The organism is Mesorhizobium sp. M1169 (assembly GCF_040318345.1).
Lineage (GTDB): Bacteria > Pseudomonadota > Alphaproteobacteria > Rhizobiales > Rhizobiaceae > Mesorhizobium.
The window spans coordinates 16,227-35,373 of sequence record NZ_JAMYME010000028.1 but is presented as its reverse complement, the minus strand read 5'-3'; the positions used below and the strand labels follow the sequence as shown (position 1 = coordinate 35,373).

Below are 19,147 nucleotides of genomic sequence, written 5' to 3'. Positions count from 1 at the left end.
GATTAAAAATCGACTAAAATAACGGGGTTTTCGGGGGGTCTTCCCTTTTTCCCACAAGGGGACAACGGAGGTCGCTTACGCCAGGGTGCGCTCGACGATGTCTCGCAAATCGGCCGACAGCTTCTCGGTATTGGCGATCGAAAGCAACGCCTCCCTTGCCTTGGCCTGCCGCACCGGTTCGAGCGAGCGCCACGACCTGAGCGCCGTCGCCAGCCTGGCGGCCACCTGCGGGTTGCGTTTTTCGACCTGCAGCACCGTTTCGACGAAAAGCCGGTAGCCTTGGCCGTCGGCGCGATGGAAGCCGGTCTGGTTGGCGCTGGAAAACGTGCCGATGAGTGCCCGTACCCGGTTCGGGTTGGCCATCGAGAACGCAGGGTGGCCTGTCAAGGCGCGCACCGCGTCGACGGTTTGCGGGCCGGGCACGCTGGCCTGGATCTGGAACCATTTGTCCATGACCAGCGGATCGGTTGCATATTTCGCCTCGAAATCGGCCAGCGCCTTGGTCGCCTCCGGTGAGCCATGGTGACGGTGCGCAAGCACGGTCAACGCCGCGGCCCGGTCGGTCATGTTGGTCGCCGATTGGAAGTGCCCGGCGGCGAGTTCCGCACCTCCCGGCAGCAAGCACAGATAGTCCAGCAGGACATTGCGCAGCGCCCGCCGCCCGGCACTGGCCGCGTCCGGGCTGAACGGACCAGTGTCGGCGAGCCGATCGTAAAGTTTGGAGAATATCTCGCGGTTGGCCTCGGCGATCGCAACCGCCAGCGCCTCGCGCGCCGCGAAAATGGCGTCGGGGTCGATGTTCTTGCCGATGTCGCGGGCGATATCGGCCTCGCCGGGCAGCGCCAGCGCCAGTGCCCGATAGGCGGGTTCGAGCGCTTCGTCGCCGGCTATTTTGCCGGCAAGCCCGGTCAGCCGGGCGCTGAACTCGGGTTGCCTGTGGTCCAGGATCTGGCGGAAGGCTGCAATCAGCGCATCGGTCAAAAGCGTGTTGAACGACTGCCAGCGCGAGAAGGCGTCGCTGTCGTGGCCAGCCAGAAAAAACTGGTCGTCGGGCCGCTGCTCGACCGAAAGCGTCACCGGCGCCGAAAAGCCGCGGTTGAGCGACATGGCTGGACGCTCGGCAATCCCGGAAAACCTGACGACATGGCGGCGTTTGCGGATATGGATGACACCGTCCTCGACGTTCGCCCCTTCGGCGCCGCTGTGGGCTATCGCCTCGCCACCGGCGCCAACCAGGCCAAAGGCAAGCGGAATGTGCATCAGCCGCTTGCGGCTTTCCGACGGCGTTGGCGGCACCGACTGCTCGATTTCGAGCGTGAATTCTCGCGCCGCCGGATTATACGCCGAGCTGACGGTCAGGTTCGGCGTACCGGCCTGATGATACCACAGCGAAAACTGCGACAGGTCGCGACCTGAGACGTCTTCGAACACTTTGATGAAGTCTTCGATCGTCGCCGCCTGGCCGTCGTGACGTTCGAAGTAGAGGTCCATGCCGGCGCGGAACGTCTCGGCGCCGAGGATGGTATGGATCATGCGCACGACTTCCGAGCCTTTTTCGTAGACCGTCGCCGTGTAGAAATTGTTGATCTCGCGGTAGCGGCGAGGCCGGACCGGATGCGCCAGCGGCCCTTGGTCCTCGGGAAACTGATGGGCGCGCAGCGTACGAACCTCGGCGATGCGCTTGACGGCGCGCGAGCGCTGATCGGCGGAGAATTCGTGGTCGCGGAAAACGGTCAGGCCTTCCTTCAGGCAAAGCTGGAACCAGTCGCGGCAAGTGATTCTGTTACCTGTCCAATTGTGGAAATACTCATGGGCAATGATGGCCTCGATATTGGCGAAATCGGCGTCGGTCGCGGTTTCCTGGTCGGCCAGCACATATTTGTCGTTGAAGATGTTGAGACCCTTGTTCTCCATTGCGCCCATATTGAAGTCGGACACGGCGACGATGTTGAAGACATCGAGGTCGTATTCGCGGCCGAATGCCTCCTCGTCCCATTTCATCGACCGTTTCAAAGCGTCCATGGCGTAGCCGGCGAGCCTCTCCTTGCCCGGTTCGACATAGATTCCGAGCTCGACCCTGCGGCCAGACAGGGTGACAAAACTGTCCGAGATCTTGCCGAGGTCGCCCGCCACCAGCGCAAACAAATAGGACGGCTTGGGGAAGGGGTCGTGCCAGACCGCATAGTGCCAGCCGCCGGCAAGCTCGCCGCTGCCGGCCGGGTTGCCGTTGGACAAAAGCAGCGGCGCCTCATTGCGCTCAGCTTCGATACGCACCGTATAGACCGACAGGATGTCGGGACGGTCGAGGAAATAAGTGATGCGGCGAAAGCCTTCGGCCTCGCATTGCGTGCAATAGACGTCGCTCGAGCGATAGAGGCCCATCAGCGCTTCGTTCTGCGCCGGCGCCAACACGGTTTCAATTCTCAGCTGGAAGCGCCTTGTCGCAGGGGGGCTGATGATTGTCAGTTGATCGGGCGTGACGAGAAAATCCGCAGGGCTCGGCTCCTGGCCGTCGATGGCGATGCCGCGGAGCGTCAGCCCGTCGCCATCCAGCACCAGTGGCACCGACGCCGCAATCCCGTCGCGGCGTTCGACCGTCAGCACGGCGGTCACATGCGTTGCTTCAGGCGAAAGGCGGAAAGTCAGGCTGGTTTCCGGAATGAGATAATCACTGGGGCGATAGTCTTCGAGCTTGAAGACCTGGCCGGTATCTGTGCGCATTCCTTGATTTTTCCTGTCGATCCGGGTGCGGCGGGCGGGTCCGCTGGTCCAAATAATTTGAAGTCTGCGCTCTTTACACGAAACGCTCCCTCGACAAAACTGCAGCGACGTCTATTTCAGGCGATCATTTCCCAAGCATCATCGCGAGGCTTCCATGACCGTCGTCACGCCGAAATTCGGAACGAGCGCCTCTGTGTTGCGTCGCGAGGATGTGGCCTTCATCAAGGGCGCGCGGGAGGCGGGTACGATCGGGTCGACGCCTGCCGCGCTCAATGCGGTGACCGACGCGCACTACCGCACCTACGGCATCAGGCATATCGACATGCCGGCAACGCCGGCGTGCATCTGGGCGGCGATCGAGGAAGCAAGAGGGGCGTGACAGCCAGACCGGATTTGCCAGTGCTTGCAGTTGGCGACCTTGCCGGCGAGCACAGCACGCTGACCGGAATCTTGCTCAAGATCGTATCGGTGGCGGTCTTCGTCGGCATGTCGTCCTGCATCAAGGCGGCAGGCACCGTCCCGGCGGGCCAGATCGTCTTCTTCCGCTCCTTCTTTGCCATTTTTCCGATCATCGCCTTCCTCGCCTTCCAGGGAAAACTCGGAACCGCCTTTTCGACAAAGCGCCCGCTCAACCACATTGCGCGCGGCGTCGTCGGTGTCTGTGCCATGGGGCTCGGCTTCTTCGCGCTGACGCGGCTGCCGCTGCCGGAGGCGATCACACTGAACTACGCGCAGCCGCTGCTGGTCGTGGTGTTCAGTTCGATCTTCCTCGGCGAAGCCATCCGCATCTATCGCTGGAGTGCGGTTGCCGTCGGCCTGGTCGGGGTGCTGATCATCTCGTGGCCGGAACTGACGCTGCTCAGTTCGGGCGCTGCCCTTGGCGATCAGGAGGTGCTTGGCGTCATCGCCGCCCTGATAGCCGCGGCGATCTCGGCCATCGCCATGCTCCTGGTTCGCAACCTCGTCCAGAGCGAGCGGACGGCGACCATCGTGCTGTGGTTTTCGGTAACCGCGAGCGTCATGGCGCTGCTTTCGCTGCCATTCGGCTGGCAGGCGCTGACGCCAGCACAGGCGGGGCTTCTGATTGCCGCGGGTTTTTGCGGCGGGCTTGGCCAGATTCTGATGACCTCGGCCTATCGCCATGCCGAGGCTTCCGTCGTAGCACCTTTCGAATACACTTCGATGATCCTCGGCGTCGTCGTCGGCTATCTGGTCTTTGGCGATATCGCCACGATCAACATGCTGATCGGCGGCATGATCGTGGTTGCGGCGGGGATTTTCATCATCTGGCGCGAGCGCCAGCTGGGTCTCGAACGCACCCGCACCCGCAAGGCCGTCGCGCCGGAAGGGTGATCAGCCCGCTGCGTCGGTCCGCTCTTTCGCCAGCCGCATCAGCACCGCCCGCGTCTGCTCGTCGGCGGGGAAAAAAGATTCGATCGCCAGCTCCGCCAGCGTCACGTCGAGCGGCGTGCCGAACACGGTGATGGTGCTGATGAACGACAGCACCGCGTCGCCATGGGCAAGCTTGAGCGGATGGACAATCGCGTTCGGTTCGACCGGCGCCGGCCGGCTGCTTTTAAGGCCGGACGGATAGGCCCGAAGCTCGCGCTCGAGCTCGACCAGAACCGGATCGGCGGCAGCGTCGTTCTGCCGCTTCAGCCGCTCCAGAAGATGCGTCCGCCATTCCGCAAGGTTGACGATGCGCGGCGCGATGCCGCCGGGATGCAGGCTGAGGCGCAAAACGTTGACCGGCGGCTTCAGCAGGGAGGCGTCGGCGACATTGGCGAGGAACGGGCCGATGGCGGCGTTCGCCGACACCAGGTTCCAATGCCGGTCGACGGCAAGCGCCGGGAACGGCTCGTGCGCCTTGAGCACGGTCTCGACCGCCGCCACCGCCGGTGCCATCGAGGCATCGTCAAGTGGTCGTTCGCTGAAGCTCGGGGCAAAGCCGGCGGCCAGCAGCAGCTGGTTGCGCTGCCTGAGCGGGATCGAAAGCTGCTCCGCCAGATGCAGCACCATGTCACGCGAGGGTGCGGCGCGGCCGCTTTCAACGAAACTCAGATGCCGCTGCGAGATCTCGGCCTCCATGGCGAGGTCGAGCTGGCTCATGCGCCGGCGTGTACGCCATTCGCGAATGAGACTGCCGGCGGAAATCTGGGCTGCTGTCATAACGAGATGACTAGGCCGGCAGTGGGCGCATTTCAATTACCTGCGAGATCATGATGCCGCCCTTCCTTCCTCGCAAGGGGAGGACGGAAGACGCGTTCTGCACCGTTACCCAAGTGCCCGCAACTTCGCCTTCACTTCGAGGAAATCCCGCCACGCCAGCTTCTTGTGCGCAGGCGTTCTCAACAAATAGGCCGGATGCAGGGTCGGCATGGCGGGAATGGCGACGCCAGACGGGGTCGTGTGGACGCGCCAGTTGCCGCGCAGCCGCAATATGCCTTCGGAGGTGTTGAGCAGGGTCTTTGCCGACGGGCCGCCGAGATTGACCAGCACCTTCGGATTGACCAGTTCGATCTGCCGCTCGATGAACGGCCGGCAGATCTCGGTCTCGTGCGGCGTCGGCGCGCGGTTGCCCGGCGGCCGCCAGGGAATCACGTTGGCGATGTAGGCAGATGTCCGGTCAAGACCGATCGCGGCCAGCATGCGGTCGAGCAACCGGCCCGAGCGGCCGACCAACGGCAAGCCCTCTATGTCCTCGTCGCGGCCCGGCGCTTCGCCGACCAGCATCACCGCGGCAGTCGGATTGCCGTCGGCGAACACCAGGTTCTTGGCGGTGAATTTAAGATTGCAGCCGTCGAATGCCGCCATGTGCTGGCGAAGCTCGTCGAGGTTTGCCGCCGATCTCGCCAGTTGCCGCGCCAATGCCGCCTGCGCCTCGTCGGGCACCGTTGACATGGCCGGGGACGTTCGCACTGCCGGTGCCGTATTCGGTCTCTCGCCCATTTCGCCGCGCGACACGCTCGTCGAGCGATGAGGCGATGCATTTTCACCGGCCGGCAGAGCGGCCGCCGCAGGCACCCGCTCCGGCGGCCTGGCTTCTGCAAACCTGTTTACCGGCTGTTCTTCAAGTGCCTCGTCGACGCCGGCGCTGGCGTAGAAGGCCAGCAGCTCGGCGAGATCGGCTCGGCTAGTGTGGGGGGCGGCAGTCATGGTTTCACATTCGGCCGCGGAGCTTGAATTTGCAAGTTCAGCTCGACGGTATGCGCGGATCCTGCACCAGATAGAACGTCCAGCGCGGCGTGTAGTCGGTGATCAGGAAATAGAAGCTGGCGGTCTTCAGCGGGTCGATCTTGCCGTTCTTGAACAGCAGGCGGTCATACGGTTCGAAATTGCGGTCGAAATCGGCGTAGCTGCTCGACCAGATATTTTCGGGCGTTTTGTTGCGCTGGTCGAACGACAGGCCGTCGCCGAACACGCTCGGCTGGTCGAGGATCTCCTGGAGTTCGAACTGGAACTCGACCCAGGCTTGGCCGCTATTGTTGAGCACGTCGATGCGCATATACATCAGACCATTGGCGAAGTCTCCCGCCTTGCCGAACGGCTGGATCGGCCTTGTCGTGCGAATGGCCAGCGTTACCGGCGTCGCTGAATTCAGCTCTTCGGTGATGACCAGCGGATCCTCTTTCGTGCCGATGCCGGAAGCCCCGGTGATGCGGAAACCGCCGCGCTCGTCGGAAAAGGAATAGGCGCCGGTCGCCCAGACCAGTTGCTGCTCGGCACGGGCATCGAGGGCCGTCAGTGGCAGAAGCGCCAAGAGCGCCGCACGGCAAAACCGGCCGGGCGTGAAAAAAAAGCGCGTCGATGAAAAGCCAGCCGGCCCGAATATGCGCATGGCGGGAAGTATGGCCGATAAGCAAGCCGTCGAACAATTAAAAACATCAGTGCGACATATCTGTGCAAACGGAATAGGATTGAAGATTGATGCTCGTCACCGCGAATCTGTGCGGCAGGACGCGACTTTTTGATGAAATCGGTATTGTCACGTCCGCGCCGGTTTCCCGTCGCTATTTGATGCGCTATGCAGCGCGTGAGCCAGCAAGATGCCGGGAATAGCGAGCCAGTGAGGGATCGATGAGCGATATCGAACGCGAAAGCATGGAATTCGACGTGGTCATCGTCGGCGCCGGCCCGGCCGGCCTCGCCGCCGCGATCCGTCTCAAGCAGGTCAATCCCGAGCTTTCCGTCGTCGTGCTGGAAAAGGGCGGCGAAGTCGGCGCGCACATCCTGTCCGGCGCCGTCGTCGATCCGATCGGCATCGACCGGCTGCTGCCCGGCTGGCGCGAAGAGGAGGGTCATCCCTTCAGGACACCGGTCACCGACGACCATTTCCTGGTTCTCGGCCCCGCCGGTTCGTTCCGTCTGCCCAATATCCTGATGCCGCCGCTGATGAACAATCACGGCAATTATATCGTCTCGCTCGGCAATGTCTGCCGCTGGCTGGCGACCAAGGCCGAGGCGCTGGGCGTCGAGATCTATCCGGGCTTTGCCGCGGTCGGCCTGCTCTACAACGAGGCCGGTGCGGTCACCGGCGTCGTCACCGGCGACATGGGCGTCGAGAAGGACGGCACGCACGGTCCGGGCTTTGCGCCGGGCATGGCGCTGATGGGCAAATATGTCTTGATCGGCGAGGGCGCGCGCGGCTCGCTGGCCAAGCAACTGATCGCCAAATACCACCTTTCCGACGGTCGTGAGCCCGGAAAATACGGCATCGGCCTCAAGGAACTCTGGCAGATCAAACCGGAAAACCACCGGCCGGGCCTTGTCCAGCATTCCTTCGGCTGGCCGCTCGATTTGAAGACCGGCGGCGGCTCCTTCCTCTACCATCTCGAGGACAACCAGGTGGCAGTCGGCTTCGTCGTTCACCTGAACTACAAGAATCCCTATCTGTCGCCCTTTGACGAGTTTCAGCGCTTCAAGACCCATCCGGCGATCCGCGGCACCTTCGAGGGTGCCAAGCGGCTGGGCTATGGTGCCCGCGCCATCACCGAAGGCGGCTGGCAATCGGTGCCGAAACTGTCCTTCCCTGGCGGTGCGCTGATCGGCTGCGCAGCCGGCTTCGTCAACGTGCCGCGCATCAAGGGCTCGCACAATGCCGTGCTCTCCGGAATGCTGGCGGCCGAGCATGTCTGTGATGCGATAGCCGCCGGCCGCACCAATGACGAGCTGGCCTCCTACGAGGCCGCCTGGCGCGCCACCGATATCGGCAAGGACCTGAAGAAAGTGCGCAACGTCAAGCCGCTATGGTCGCGCTTCGGCACCATTGTCGGCGTCGGCCTTGGCGGCCTCGACATGTGGCTGAACACGCTGTTCGGCTTCTCGCCCTTCGGCACGATGAAGCACGGCAGGGCCGACTATGCGACGCTGGAACCGGCCGCCGCGCACCAGAAGATCGCCTACCCGAAGCCGGACGGGGTGCTGACCTTCGACCGGCTGTCGTCGGTGTTCCTGTCCAACACCAACCACGAGGAGAACGAGCCGGTGCATCTGCTCGTCGCCGACATGGACCTGCAGAAGCGCTCTGAGCATGACGTCTATGCGGGACCCTCGACGCGTTACTGCCCGGCCAGCGTCTACGAATGGGTCGACAAGGATGGCAATGCCGCCGCCGATCCTGCGGCCAAGGATGTGCGCTTCGTCATCAACGCGCAGAACTGCGTGCACTGCAAGACTTGCGATATCAAGGACCCGAACCAGAACATAAATTGGGTGCCGCCACAGGGCGGCGAGGGCCCGGTCTACCAGAACATGTAAGTCACAAGGTTTGCTCCGGACTAAACAAGATGAGGAGCAGCGCAACCGTAGGATTGTTGAATAAACCGCCTGCCTGTGTTTCCTTTCTGCGGCGACAGGGAGGAAGGAAAAATGCGCCTGGCAGTTCTGACGAGCGTTGTGGCGATCGGGGCATTGTTCGCCCCTGCAGCCTTGGCCGGCACTAAGGTGCTGGTCAAGACACGAACTTACAACATTGCCGGAACCACCGGCGCGGCCCTGATCGAGGCCATGGATCGCAGTGGGCCGAAGCACGGCTTCATGACCCACGCCATCGCGCAGACCGGCTACAGCGTCGATGATTGGACCTTCGACGCCCAACGGGAAAACGGCGTCTGCCGCCTGCGCCAGGCCAACGGGACGCTCAATCTCTTCTATACCTATCCCAAACTAGTCTCAGCCACGTCGCCTGCGCTGCAGAAGCGCTGGAAGCGGTTCTTCGCTGGCGTTCGCGCCCATGAAGAGACCCATGGCCGCATCGCCAGACAGATGATGCGGGCCACCGAAAAGTCGGTTCGAGGGCTGACAGTCGGTGATGACCCGCACTGTTTCGAGGCACGTCGCGAGGCAAAGCGCCGGATCAATGCCATCTATGCCGAATACGAGGCAAAGCAGATCGCCTTCGATGCGCACGAGCATCGCGACGGCGGCCCTGTCGAGCACCTCATCCGCGCTTTTGTGGGCCAGTAATAAGCCAGGTCGAGATTGGACTGCGGATTTTCAGCTTCGCGTCCCGCCAGGCAGCGCCGCAAGCGCGGTCGCCGTCTGGTGCTCGTCGAGCGGCTTTTGTTCATCCGACCGAAGCGAAAACTCCACCAGCACCGGCAGATGGTCTGAGCCGGTGTCCTCAAGGGTCGACGCCGAATGGATAACAATGGCGCCCTTGCTGAAGACCTGGTCGATCGGCAGTCCGGCGAAGCGCAGGAAATCCGGCAGCCTTCTGTAGAGCCAGGTCGGCCCGACCGACGGCATTACAGTCAGCTTGCCAAGCGATGCGACGCGCCGGACGGCGGCGCTCCATGGCGCTGCGTTGCAGTCGCCTGCCAGGATCGACGTCTCGCCAAGCGAGGCGATTTCGTCAGACAACCCTCCAATCTGCCGTGATTGGTTGTGCGGCCATGGCCAGGTGAGGTGGATGGCGGCGACATCGACGTCGGTTCCGCCGAAATCGACCGTGGCGATCGCCATCGCGCCGCGGCTGTCGCAGTGCGGCTCCGTGCCTATGCCAAACGATCGTCTGGACAGCAGCGCAACGCCGAACACGCCATTGGGATATGGGCAGAGGATCCGGTAGGGATAGCCGCCGGATAGCAGCCCAAGCTTTGCCTTCCACGTTTCGGACACCTCGTCGAGGGTGATAACATCAGGCTGGGTCCGGCCGATCAGCGACAGCACCTTCTCAGGCGTTGGATTGTTGAACCTGAGGTTCATCTGCAGCAGGCGGTAGACTGGCTCGTCACCGAGTTTGGCTTCGTAGGCGGCCTGCACCTGCCATAGCCGCGAAAGCGGCAAGGCATTCTGCGTGGTGGCAAAGGAGGCTATCGCAAACAGCAATGCGACCGCGGCCTGCAGGCGAAACGAGGTGGCGAGCAGCGGCAGCGCGCAAAGCGCCATCAGCACCGAAAAATGGACGCGGAAATGAGCAAAGGAATCGAGGGCCGGATGCAGCGATCCGAAGAACCCGGCCACCAGCGCGGCCGAGAGTGCAAGCATTGCGACGAATGCCAGCGCAACCGTCATGTCCCGAACACGTGCCATCGCTTTGTCTATCGGCAGAAGTGCGGCTCAATCAAGATGACGAAATGTCCTGACCTGGACCGACACATGCGATTCGGCATTTACTGGAAGGCAGTTTCCGAAAAGCTCCTGAGTTTGCGCGAATGCAGTCGGTCCATCGGCATTTCAGCCAGCTTCTCCATCGCCCTGATGCCGATGGTCAGGTGCTGCGCTACTTGCCGCTTGTAGAACTCGGTCGCCATGCCCGGCAACTTCAATTCGCCATGCAGCGGCTTGTCGGATACGCAAAGCAGCGTGCCATAGGGCACCCGGAAGCGGAAGCCGTTGGCGGCGATCGTCGCCGATTCCATGTCGAGCGCGATCGCCCGCGACTGCGACAGCCGCTGGACCGGCCCGCGCTGGTCGCGCAGCTCCCAATTGCGGTTGTCGATAGTGGCGACGGTGCCAGTGCGCATGATGCGCTTGAGATCATATCCGGAAAGCCCGGTGACCTCGGCGACCGCTTCCTGCAGCGCCACCTGGATTTCGGCTAGCGGCGGGATCGGCACCCAGACCGGAAGATCGTCGTCGAGGACATGGTCTTCTCGTACATAGGCATGGGCCAGCACATAATCCCCGAGCGCCTGCGTGTTGCGCAGGCCGGCGCAATGGCCGAGCATCACCCAGGCATGCGGCCGGAGCACCGCGATATGGTCGGTGATCGTCTTGGCGTTGGAAGGCCCAACGCCGATATTGACCATAGTGATGCCGCCATGGTTCGGCTTCTTCAGATGATAGGCCGGCATCTGCGGCAGGCGAGGGGGCGCAGCACCCTCACCGGGCGCACCGTCCCCTGCTTTGGTCACGATGTTGCCCGGCTCGACGAACTCGACATATCCGTCACCGCCATTGGCCATCAATTCGCGTGCACGGGCGACGAATTCGTCGATGTAGAACTGGTAGTTGGTGAACAGCACGAAGTTCTGGAAATGCTGGGGACTAGTCGCCGTATAATGCGACATCCGGTGCAGCGAATAGTCGATCCGTTGCGCCGTGAACGGCGCCAGCGGCCGTGCCTCGCCCAATGCCACTTCGAACGTGCCGTTGGCGATCTGGTCGTCGGTGCCGTCGAGATCCGGCACGTCGAACAGGTCACGGATCGGCCGTTTGATGCGCTCGGCAGCAGTGCCGTCGACATGCGTGCCTTCGAGGAAGGCGAAATGCAGCGGGATGGGAGTGGTCGATTCCGAAACCGTTACGGGAACGCCGTGGTTGCGCATGATCAGCCGAAGCTGTTCGGTGAGGTAGCTTTCGAAAAGAGCAGGCTGGGTGACGGTGGTTGAGAAATGCCCCGGCGTCGGCATGTGGCCATAGGCCTGCCGCGAGTCGATTTGCGTGAAGGAACTCGTGGTGACGCCGATCTCCGGATAGAAAGCCCGGTAGCGTTTGTTGTTGTCGCCGCCCGCGGCGAGCGCGGTAAATGAATCGCGCAGGAACTTGGTGTTGCGGTCGTAAAGCACCTGTAGGGCGGCGACCGCCTTCTTGGCGTCGTTGAAGCTCTGCCGGCCAAACGGCTCCGGCGTGACCACCGATTCAATGGCTTGGGGATAGATTCGCTTTTCCATGACCCAATATAGAGAGTTGGACGCGCGGTTGGGAGGGGGTAAGGCGGCCTCAATACGCGCTGTCGGCGTTTTTCGGTCTGCTAACCGCGCTGCAGGCTAACCAGCAGCACAAAGCCGAGGCCTGACTTCCTCAACGCAGGCGCCTCGATCGTCGAGCCGGCATTGGTGCGCATCGTCGGCACGGCCAGTACCGGTACCGAAAGAACAGTCAGGATGAGCGCCGCGCGCGGCAGCAGCCGAAGCGTCTTGAGGGTGTTGGCGGCGAGGCGGTTCATTGGCGTTTTGCTTTTCTCTAAAGGTTCAGCTCTTTGTCGTTTCAGTGGTGAAGATGGTTCAAGCAACCGAGTCGGCAGGAACTGGCGACGTCCCAGGAGCGGGACGGCCGGCCGGCTTCGGCGACAAGGACGGCGAACAACATGCCGAACAGACTCATCAGCAGGCAGACGATGGTGAAGCGGCGGGCAAGCATTGCGCGGTGTCTCCTTCAACACGCATGACAATGCCTTGCCCCGGCTGAACCGGCTCTGATCCCGGCGTTCATCTGCGGTTCAAAAATGGTTGATGATCTCTGAGAGGGTCCGCTGTGAGTGCAGCGACCCATGGCGACACCATGGCTGCGAGACCGATAACATGAAAACGGGGCCGACTGGCCCCGCTCACCCCGGCAGGAAGGGCACGATCAGAGCTTGTGCCAGGTCTGGCTCTTGCAGATCAGCCCGCCGAGCACGCAGCCGCTCATCTTGAGAGAACTGCCGGAAAGCGAAGCCTTGCCCGAATAGGTCTTGTCGGTTTCCGGGTCGGTTATCGTGCCGGCATATTTGTTGTCGCCGGCAACCTTCAGTGAACCGATGTTCTTGCCGGCAAATTTGCCGGATTTGAGCGTAATCGAAAATGCCCCGCCGCCACCCGAAATGGCGGCAGTCGATCCGGCTTGCGTTTTCCAATTGCCTTCGATCGGATCGGCCCATGCCGCGCCGGTCATCATTATTGCGGCCGCGAGGGCCAGGCTCACTTGTCGAAACATGTCTTTCCTCCCTCAGGTAAGTCCAATCGGGCTCCGTCCCGGGTGTCTGCCCCTTACGCAAACGTAAGCTAGTCCAGCTCCCGGAAAAACAAAAGCGGTGCCGCCACGGAAGGGTTGCGGGTTTTTGCCCGCTCCCGAACGGCCGCGCCGGCGAAAAATGAAACGGGCCGCACACGTCTTTGTCTTCTGTGGTTAGCGGAGTCTTGATCCGCGCCTCGCAAGTTTTCTTCAAATCTTGTGCAAACCGGCGCGATTGCTGGCTTTGTATCCTTAACGAATTTTCGTGTTTACCTCTTGTTTTAGCTTTGTTTTCCTCAAATTAAGCACGCCATTTAACGACGGATTCAAGCCTCCGGGGCATTCTCGAAAGCATCGAAAGAGCGGCCGCCCCCGACGGTAATCAAGGACACCGAGGGACATACGGAGACAGCTCTCGGGAGCCAGAACAGGGGATTTGAAATGGCACGTTTTGAAATGCTTGAAGCCGGCTTCGGCGCCATGGGGGCAACCGCCCAGGCCGATATTCTTTTCGAGTTGGGCATGATGTATGCGACTGGCCGCGATTGCGAGACCGACGTCGTCGCCGCCCACAAATGGTTCAACATCGCCGCGATCAAGGGTTCGGCCCGCGCCGCGGAACTGCGCTCCGAATTGTCTGCCGCCATGTCGAAGGTCGAGATCGCCAAGGCGCTGCGCGAAGCTCGCGAATGGATGACGATGCACTGAATTCGCCGGCATCGACCTCACAAGGGGTACTGACCTCACGACAGGGACGCTTCGGGTCAAGGCCGCGCAGAGGGCCGGGCCCGAAAAATCAAGGCCGCGCAAGACGGCCGGGCCAACAAGATCAAGAACACGGCGGACGAGCCGCGCCATAAACCGTACAAACAGGGAAGGCGAGCGGATCCTGGTGGGGATACCTCGGGAACTCGATGAGAAAAGCTGCGACCGGCCGGAACAAGGCTGGCGCGGCTTTGTCTTTGGAACAGCGCATTACAGGCCCAATCGAGCGCCGACGATGCGTCTAGACAGCTCCGGTGAAGGATGAAATTCTCCCGCCATTCTGGAAGAGGCGCGGCCGGGATGGTCGCGCGAGAGTGGAGGAGTTGTGTCACCATGAAGAAATTCAGTATTTTCAGCGCAGCCATATTTGGCCTGATGATGACCGCGCCGGTCGCCTTCGCCGATGACATCACCTTTTCGGTGGTCGGACCGATGACCGGTCAGCTTGCCAACATCGGCGATCAGTTTAAGCAAGGCGCGCAAGCCGCCGCCGACGCGATCAACGCGGCGGGCGGCGTCGACGGCCGCCAGATCAAGCTCGACATCGAGGATGACCAGTGCGATCCGAAGCAGGCGGTTTCGGTCGCCAACCGCATCATCGCCAACGGTGTCAAGTTCATCGATGGCCACGCCTGCTCGGGCTCCAGCATCCCGGCCTCCGCTGTCTACGCCGAAGCCGGTGCGCTGATGATGAGTCCGGCTTCCTCGAACCCGGTGTTGACCGATGCAGCGGCGAAAGCCGGCTGGCCGACGATCATGCGCCTCTACACGCGCGACGATGCGCAGGGCGCTTTCATCGGTCCCTGGATCGCCAAGAAATATGCCGGCAAGAAAGTCGTCATCCTGCACGACAAGAGCGCCTATGGGCAGGGCGTGGCCGATGCCGTGAAGGCAACGATGAACCAGAACGGTCTCAATGAAATCCTCTACGAGGGCATCAACGCTGGCGAGAAGGACTATTCCGCTCTTGTTACCAAGCTCAAGGAGCTGAAAGCCGACGTCGTCTATTTCGGCGGCTATCACCCCGAAGCCGGCCTGATCCTGCGCCAGTCGGCGGAGCAGAACCTCAAGTTCCAGTTGATCATGCCGGACTCGATCGCTTCGCCGGAATTCTGGCAGGTTGCCGGTCCGGCCGGCGAAGGCACCATGTTCGTCTTCCCATCGAATCCGCAGGCGAAGCCCGAAGCCAAGGAGGCCATCGCCAAGATCAAGGCCGGCGGCTTCGTGCCTGAGGGCTTCACGCTGTTTTCCTATGCGGTGATCCAGGCCTTCGCCGAAGGCATCAAACGCGCCGGCAGCGACGATCCGGCAAAAGTCGCCGAAGCGTTAAAGAACGGCCAGCCGATCAGCACGGTTGTCGGCTCGGTCACCTTCGACGAGAAGGGCGACCTCAAGAACGCGAGCTACGACATCAACCAGTGGCATGACGGCAAATACGCGCCGATCCAACCGTGATGGCCGCGGCGCCGCAAGACGCGCTGCTGTAATCGAACATGGCCGGGGGTCAAACCCGGCCACATTTTTTTTGGCGACGCCTTTGTCACGCGTTCGAGATCACTTCGTGGATAGGGAAACAGCAGTCAACTGAGGTTCCTCGACAAAGCGAACCAGCACGGTGCCGTCGGTTACCTGCGCGCCTTCGGCAGCAATCTCGGCGATAACCCCGTCATGGGGCGCGGCAATGGTGTGCTCCATCTTCATCGCCTCCAGGATCAGCAGCGGCTGGCCCTTGATCACGGACTCGCCTTTGCCTGCACGCACCAATTTGACCAGGCCGGGCATTGGAGCGCGCAGGCTGACGGAAGCGGCGGCGGCTTCGTCGGCTCGGGCCAGCGGATCCGGCACGGCAAAACCGTAGCCGATGGCGCCATCGAAGACCGTGACGTGGCCCGGCCAGCGGGCGAGGCGAGGCGCCGCGCGGAGATCCCGCGAATTGACGCTGTCATAGGGCGCATCCAGCGCCACCTCGAACCGCCCGTCCGGCCGCACCGACACGCGCGCGCCGATCTCCTGCTCGCCAAACTTCAGCAGGGTGCTCCGCGCTACAGCGTGGAAATGCGCATAGCCGGCCAGTGACGACCAGGGATCGTCCGAGGACGGCAAGTCGCGCGCACCGGACGCGGCAAGTGCCGCGGCGGCAATCGTCTCACCGCTCGGCGGCGGAACCGCCGTCAACGCCTGCTGGTGCCTGGCGATCAGGCCGGTATCGACATCGCCCGCCGCAAAATCCGCATCAGCGGCCAGCGCGGCAAGAAAGCCAGTGTTGACCGTCGAGCCGGCGATTTCGGTCTGCGACAGTGCCGTGCCAAGCGCGATGAGCGCCGTCCGTCTGTCCTTGCCATGAACGATCAGCTTGGCGATCATCGGATCGTAGAACGGCGAAATCGCATCGCCAGCGCGTACACCGGTTTCGACGCGCATGGTCGCACCCTCCGGTGCCGGCTGCGGAAATTTCAAATGGTGCAAGGTGCCGGTCGCCGGCAAAAACCCTCTTGCCGCGTCCTCGGCATAGATGCGCGCCTCGAAGGCGTGGCCGGAGAGCGCGATCTCGCTCTGGGTCTTCGGCAGTTTTTCGCCGGAGGCTACCCGCAACTGCCACTCGACCAGGTCGATGCCGGTGACCATTTCGGTGACGGGGTGCTCGACCTGCAGGCGGGTGTTCATTTCCATGAACCAGAAACGGTCGGCCTTCAGACCTTGCGAGGCATCGACGATGAACTCGATGGTACCGGCGCCGGAATAGTGGATTGCCTTGGCGGCTTTCACCGCCGCCTCGGTCATCGCCTTGCGCAGTGCCGGCGTCATGCCCGGGGCAGGCGCCTCCTCGATCACCTTCTGGTGGCGGCGCTGTGCCGAGCAGTCACGTTCGTGAAGATGCACGGCGTTGCCGAAATTGTCACCAAACACCTGCACTTCGATGTGGCGAGGCTTGTCGACATATTTTTCCACCAAGACGCGGTCGTCACCGAACGCGGCTTTCGCCTCGCGCCGCGCGCCCGACAGTGCTTCCGAAAAATCATCGGGATGCTCGACGCGCCGCATGCCTTTGCCGCCGCCGCCGGCGCGCGCCTTGATCAGTACGGGGTAGCCTATCTCGCGCGCCTTGGAGGCGAGCAACACGATCTCCTGCGCTTCGCCATGGTAGCCCGGAACGACAGGCACGCCGGCCTTTTCCATCAGCCGCTTGGCCGCGTCCTTCAGTCCCATGGCGCGGATCGAGGCCGCCGACGGGCCAATGAAGATCAGCCCCGCCGCGACCACCTGGTCGACGAAATCAGGGTTTTCCGAAAGAAAGCCGTAGCCCGGATGGATGGCCTCGGCACCTGTGGCCAAGGCCGCCGCGATGATCTTGTCGCCGCGCAGATAGCTTTCGTTGGCGGTAGAGGCGCCGATATGCACCGCTTCGTCGGCCATTTCGACATGCAAGGCGCGATCGTCGGCGTCGGAATAGACGGCGACGCTGCGCACACCCATCCTGCGTGCCGTGCGGATCACCCGGCAGGCGATCTCGCCACGGTTGGCGATCAGGATCTTGGCGAACATCGGGCCTCCACAGGCAGAGCTGCCGCCAACGGCGCGAATTCTCGTCACGCGAACTGCGGCAATGCCCTGCTTTGTAGTCTGGCGGTCAAAGGGTAGGCAAGCGAGGCCTGCCTACTTTGAGGCCGCGATTTCGCAAGCTCCCCCGGTCGTGACCCTGTAACGGTCGCGGGTGACCTGGCAGGATTTCATCGCCATATCCTCGGCAGCCTTTTGCGAGGGCGCATTCAAGCGCGAGCCGCACAGGATGTACAACGAACGCACCCGGGAATACGGAGTGGTCGCATAAGCTGAATGGCCGCTGGCCGCCACATAGGCCTTATATGCCTTGGTGCATGGCCGATCCGCGGTCGCCGGAAAATACGGGTAGAAGCGGACGTCGCCCTTGCTTCCAGCCAGCGATTCCGCCGCGCCGACATTGGGGCTCGAGATTAGAAGCAACCCGGTTATCAGCGAGAAGACTGCTTGTTTGACGCTTATAGATTTCATTTTTCCCACCCATTGAATACGTCGAAGGCCGACGGGTGTCGGTCTATTTGGAGGCAGCTATGGCGCAGGCCCCTGCAGTCGTGACCTTGTACTTGCTGCGCGCGGACTGGCAGGATTTCAACGCCAGCGCCTCCGCAGCCTTCTGGGATGTTGCATTCAGATAAGCACCGCAAATAGTGAATTCGGTTGCCCAGTTGAATGGCGTCATCGCATAGGCCGAGTGACCGCCAGCCGCCACATAGTCCTTGTAATTCTTGCCGCAGCCTCCGATTGTACCCGGTGCAAAATAGACCGGAAAGCGGCTGTCGCCCTTGCTTCCCGCCAGCGATTCGGCGGCGCCGACATTCGGTGCAGAGGCCACAAGCAGTGCAAGTACCGACATGGTTGCTCGCTTGATTGATAAAGATTTCATTGCCAAACCCATTTGAACCCCAAACACTGAAATATATTCGCCTACTTGGAGGCAGCGATTTCGCAGCCGCCGCCTGTTGTAACTCTGTAACTGTTGCGGGCGGCCTGACAGGATTTCAACGCCAATTCTTCGGCAGCTTGCTGTGACGGTGCATTCAAGCGCGAGCCGCAGATGATGTACAGAAAACGCACCCGGGAATACGGAGTGGTTGCATAGGCTGAATGGCCGCCGGCCGCTACATAGGCCTTGTAGGCCCTGGTACACGGATCCTTCGGGCTCTGCGGCAAATAGGGATAGAAACGGGTCTCGCCCTTGCTTCCCGCCAGCGACTCCGCTGCACTGATGCCAGGCGTCGCTAATATAAGCAACGCCGCAAGTATATGCGCAGTTGTTCTCTGAAAAACCCGCCGCCTCATCTTCGCCCAATCCCCATTGGTATTTGCGATGATCAATAGCCGTGATTCTTTCGTCTGGCCAGATCGAGAAGCAAAAAATAGTCTGGAGATGTGGTGGGTTGTCTCCCGCGCAGGGTCACACCCTGCCGAGTGCAGCGACGACCCGCTGATACAATTCGGCCGTCGGCTCGTCGAAGCAGCAGAAAATGACGGTTTCCGGAGCGATGTTCTGGCCGATGAAGGCGCTCACGGTCCCGACAGCAATTTGCGTCGCCTGATCCTTCGGATAGCGGTAGGCCCCGGTCGAGATCGCAGGAAACGCCACCGTCCGGCAGTCCTTTGCGGCGGCGATTTCGAGCGACCGGCGATAGCAGGAGGCGAGCAGTTCGGCTTCTCCTTTGCTGCCACCTTGCCAGACCGGCCCGACCGTATGAATGACGTAGCGCGCGGGCAGCCTGTAGCCCTTGGTGATTTTTGCGTCTCCGACCTTGCAGCCATGCAAGGTCCGGCATTCTGCCACAAGCTCGGGGCCGGCCGCGCGGTGGATAGCGCCATCGACGCCGCCGCCTCCGAGAAGAGAGGTATTGGCGGCGTTGACGATGGCATCGACCGCCAGCTTCGTGATGTCGCCGGTTTGAATGCGAATCCTCTGGCCGATTTCGCTCAT

At 62.0% G+C, this 19,147-nt stretch carries 21 protein-coding genes; 7 read left to right on the top strand and 14 right to left on the bottom strand.

Translation table 11 applies throughout. From position 1 onward, the window contains the following. Window positions 1-75 precede the first annotated feature (75 nt). Complete coding sequence (gene pepN / locus NKH41_RS23575; RefSeq protein WP_352771709.1) at window positions 76-2,721, bottom strand: aminopeptidase N; 2,646 nt, start codon at window positions 2,719-2,721, stop codon at window positions 76-78. Between the two features lie 154 nt (window positions 2,722-2,875). On the opposite strand from pepN, the gene NKH41_RS23570 reads away from it, so the two are divergent. Continuing rightward, on the top strand, window positions 2,876-3,100 hold the full coding sequence (locus NKH41_RS23570; RefSeq protein WP_352616908.1) for a hypothetical protein: 225 nt from the start codon (window positions 2,876-2,878) through the stop codon (window positions 3,098-3,100). Continuing rightward, window positions 3,097-4,074 carry a DMT family transporter gene (locus NKH41_RS23565; RefSeq protein WP_502906045.1) on the top strand — a complete coding sequence of 326 codons (978 nt, stop codon included), beginning with the start codon at window positions 3,097-3,099 and terminating at the stop codon, window positions 4,072-4,074. Before NKH41_RS23570 ends, NKH41_RS23565 begins: the two co-directional genes overlap by 4 nt. Here NKH41_RS23565 and NKH41_RS23560 read toward each other — a convergent pair whose 3' ends face one another. From NKH41_RS23560 to NKH41_RS23550, 3 genes are all read right to left on the bottom strand, one after another. Then, complete coding sequence (locus NKH41_RS23560; protein WP_352771711.1) at window positions 4,075-4,890, bottom strand: helix-turn-helix domain-containing protein; 816 nt, start codon at window positions 4,888-4,890, stop codon at window positions 4,075-4,077. It lies immediately after the preceding gene. A 105-nt stretch (window positions 4,891-4,995) separates the two neighbouring features. Next, window positions 4,996-5,877, bottom strand: coding sequence for a uracil-DNA glycosylase (locus tag NKH41_RS23555; RefSeq protein ID WP_352934257.1), 882 nt, complete (start codon window positions 5,875-5,877; stop codon window positions 4,996-4,998). Between the two features lie 37 nt (window positions 5,878-5,914). Then, a complete protein-coding gene (locus tag NKH41_RS23550; RefSeq protein WP_023677808.1) occupies window positions 5,915-6,559 on the bottom strand; it encodes a hypothetical protein in 645 nt (214 codons plus the stop codon). Between NKH41_RS23550 and NKH41_RS23545 the strand changes: the two genes are divergently transcribed. The 3 genes from NKH41_RS23545 (at window position 6,510) to NKH41_RS23535 (ending at window position 9,186) form a co-directional block, all read left to right on the top strand. Next, window positions 6,510-6,692 carry a hypothetical protein gene (locus NKH41_RS23545; RefSeq protein WP_198023574.1) on the top strand — a complete coding sequence of 61 codons (183 nt, stop codon included), beginning with the start codon at window positions 6,510-6,512 and terminating at the stop codon, window positions 6,690-6,692. The genes NKH41_RS23550 and NKH41_RS23545 overlap by 50 nt on opposite strands. A 106-nt stretch (window positions 6,693-6,798) precedes the next feature. Then, on the top strand, window positions 6,799-8,478 hold the full coding sequence (locus tag NKH41_RS23540; protein WP_352471023.1) for an electron transfer flavoprotein-ubiquinone oxidoreductase: 1,680 nt from the start codon (window positions 6,799-6,801) through the stop codon (window positions 8,476-8,478). Window positions 8,479-8,589: 111 nt separating this feature from the next. Further along, a complete protein-coding gene (locus tag NKH41_RS23535) occupies window positions 8,590-9,186 on the top strand; it encodes a DUF922 domain-containing protein (RefSeq protein WP_352771714.1) in 597 nt (198 codons plus the stop codon). Window positions 9,187-9,216: 30 nt separating this feature from the next. Here NKH41_RS23535 and NKH41_RS23530 read toward each other — a convergent pair whose 3' ends face one another. From NKH41_RS23530 to NKH41_RS23510, 5 genes are all read right to left on the bottom strand, one after another. Beyond that, window positions 9,217-10,254, bottom strand: coding sequence for an endonuclease/exonuclease/phosphatase family protein (locus NKH41_RS23530; RefSeq protein ID WP_352771716.1), 1,038 nt, complete (start codon window positions 10,252-10,254; stop codon window positions 9,217-9,219). Between the two features lie 80 nt (window positions 10,255-10,334). Beyond that, complete coding sequence (locus tag NKH41_RS23525; protein ID WP_352540756.1) at window positions 10,335-11,837, bottom strand: AMP nucleosidase; 1,503 nt, start codon at window positions 11,835-11,837, stop codon at window positions 10,335-10,337. An 80-nt stretch (window positions 11,838-11,917) separates the two neighbouring features. Continuing rightward, window positions 11,918-12,112, bottom strand: coding sequence for a hypothetical protein (locus NKH41_RS23520; RefSeq protein ID WP_352454349.1), 195 nt, complete (start codon window positions 12,110-12,112; stop codon window positions 11,918-11,920). A gap of 41 nt (window positions 12,113-12,153) precedes the next feature. Further along, the gene (locus tag NKH41_RS23515) at window positions 12,154-12,306 is read right to left on the bottom strand and encodes a hypothetical protein (protein WP_023677802.1); all 153 of its coding nucleotides are present in this window, start codon (window positions 12,304-12,306) and stop codon (window positions 12,154-12,156) included. A gap of 210 nt (window positions 12,307-12,516) precedes the next feature. Beyond that, window positions 12,517-12,861 carry a DUF2147 domain-containing protein gene (locus NKH41_RS23510; RefSeq protein WP_023677801.1) on the bottom strand — a complete coding sequence of 115 codons (345 nt, stop codon included), beginning with the start codon at window positions 12,859-12,861 and terminating at the stop codon, window positions 12,517-12,519. 459 nt (window positions 12,862-13,320) lie between these two features. Between NKH41_RS23510 and NKH41_RS23505 the strand changes: the two genes are divergently transcribed. Both NKH41_RS23505 and NKH41_RS23500 read left to right on the top strand, forming a co-directional pair. Then, on the top strand, window positions 13,321-13,587 hold the full coding sequence (locus tag NKH41_RS23505; RefSeq protein WP_010915070.1) for an SEL1-like repeat protein: 267 nt from the start codon (window positions 13,321-13,323) through the stop codon (window positions 13,585-13,587). A 390-nt stretch (window positions 13,588-13,977) separates the two neighbouring features. Then, complete coding sequence (locus NKH41_RS23500; protein WP_352471026.1) at window positions 13,978-15,099, top strand: branched-chain amino acid ABC transporter substrate-binding protein; 1,122 nt, start codon at window positions 13,978-13,980, stop codon at window positions 15,097-15,099. A 99-nt stretch (window positions 15,100-15,198) separates the two neighbouring features. Here NKH41_RS23500 and NKH41_RS23495 read toward each other — a convergent pair whose 3' ends face one another. The 5 genes from NKH41_RS23495 to NKH41_RS23475 all read right to left on the bottom strand — a co-directional run bounded on the left by NKH41_RS23495 (window position 15,199) and on the right by NKH41_RS23475 (window position 19,147). After that, window positions 15,199-17,187, bottom strand: coding sequence for an acetyl/propionyl/methylcrotonyl-CoA carboxylase subunit alpha (locus NKH41_RS23495; protein ID WP_352771718.1), 1,989 nt, complete (start codon window positions 17,185-17,187; stop codon window positions 15,199-15,201). Between the two features lie 111 nt (window positions 17,188-17,298). Continuing rightward, complete coding sequence (locus NKH41_RS23490) at window positions 17,299-17,673, bottom strand: hypothetical protein (RefSeq protein WP_023677798.1); 375 nt, start codon at window positions 17,671-17,673, stop codon at window positions 17,299-17,301. A gap of 43 nt (window positions 17,674-17,716) precedes the next feature. Further along, window positions 17,717-18,097, bottom strand: coding sequence for a hypothetical protein (locus NKH41_RS23485; RefSeq protein ID WP_245274740.1), 381 nt, complete (start codon window positions 18,095-18,097; stop codon window positions 17,717-17,719). Window positions 18,098-18,126: 29 nt separating this feature from the next. Then, window positions 18,127-18,501 carry a hypothetical protein gene (locus tag NKH41_RS23480; RefSeq protein ID WP_352471111.1) on the bottom strand — a complete coding sequence of 125 codons (375 nt, stop codon included), beginning with the start codon at window positions 18,499-18,501 and terminating at the stop codon, window positions 18,127-18,129. Window positions 18,502-18,616: 115 nt separating this feature from the next. Beyond that, the gene (locus NKH41_RS23475; protein WP_352471028.1) at window positions 18,617-19,147 is read right to left on the bottom strand and encodes an O-acetyl-ADP-ribose deacetylase; all 531 of its coding nucleotides are present in this window, start codon (window positions 19,145-19,147) and stop codon (window positions 18,617-18,619) included.